Genomic DNA, 943 nt, shown 5'->3' with positions numbered 1-943 from the left:
CATGGAGCATCCCCTGGGAGTTGCCGGAAAATAACTTCAGGTTTTGATCTTGGTCTTGCCGGTGAGATTCGCGAGGCCCGCCGCGGTGGGTGCGATGATCGGCGTCCGCGGATCAGGCGGTTCCGCGCGACCGTTTCGCGTCGTCGTGCAGCCCGCCGACGAACGACTCCGCGACGCTGACCTGCTCCCGAAGCGTAGAAAGCTTTTCCTCCGCGAGTACCACCCAGGTGCCAAGCCGCTCCTGGAGCTCGGCCCGGGCGTCCGCGGCGAGGTCGGGCTCGGCGAGCTCGTCGCGAAGGGCCAGCAGCGACCGTATCTCCTCCAGGGTGAACCCCAGCGGTTTCATCTTCTTGATGAGGAGCAGCCGCTCGATGGCATCGTCGTCGTAGAGACGAAATCCCCCTACGGTCCGACCTACCGGCATGAGGAGCCCCGATTCCTCATAGTAGCGGACTGTTCGCAGGGAGAGGCTGACCCGCTCCGCAACGTCCCCGATCTGGTAAACGTCGCCACGGGTCGTGTTCGATCCCGAAACACCACGGCGCTTGGTGGACAACTCGGCCCTTACGTTAGGGTAGATATTGGACGACCGGACCGGACGATTTGGACAACCGGACCAGACGCCAGGCAGTCGACTGTACGTCGATCGGCGATGCGGCGCCCCCTTTGCCGAGGCGGGGGAGCGCGGGACGCCCGAGCGTGCCGTCCGTCGTCCGGTGCCGACCGGAACGCGTTACCGGAAACGTGAGATGCGTCACGTCGGGGCCGTCGCGCTCGCCGGTGCGACCCTGCAGCCGCGCCCTCGGCTTCCACCTGACCGGCCCCGCGTTCGCATGGACGCGCACGTTACCGCGGCCCCGACGGGCATGGCGCCGGCCCGAACGGGAGGCGGGTGGGTTGCCGGGGCGGGTGGGAAGGTTGTCGTAGGCTGGACATATCGTCT

1 protein-coding gene is annotated in these 943 nt (G+C 66.8%); it reads right to left on the bottom strand.

Annotated elements, in window-relative coordinates; all coding sequences use genetic code 11:
* Positions 1-112: 112 nt before the first annotated feature.
* Positions 113-556, bottom strand: a complete 444-nt coding sequence (locus tag AC08OV_RS07790) for a MerR family transcriptional regulator (RefSeq protein WP_476614786.1) — start codon at positions 554-556, stop codon at positions 113-115.
* Between the last annotated feature and the right edge of the window lie 387 nt (positions 557-943).

The sequence above is a fragment of the Frankia sp. CeTa3Moorea genome (assembly GCF_978021225.1).
The sequence above is the reverse complement of the archived record's forward strand: the minus strand, read 5'-3'. Positions and strand labels throughout refer to the sequence as shown.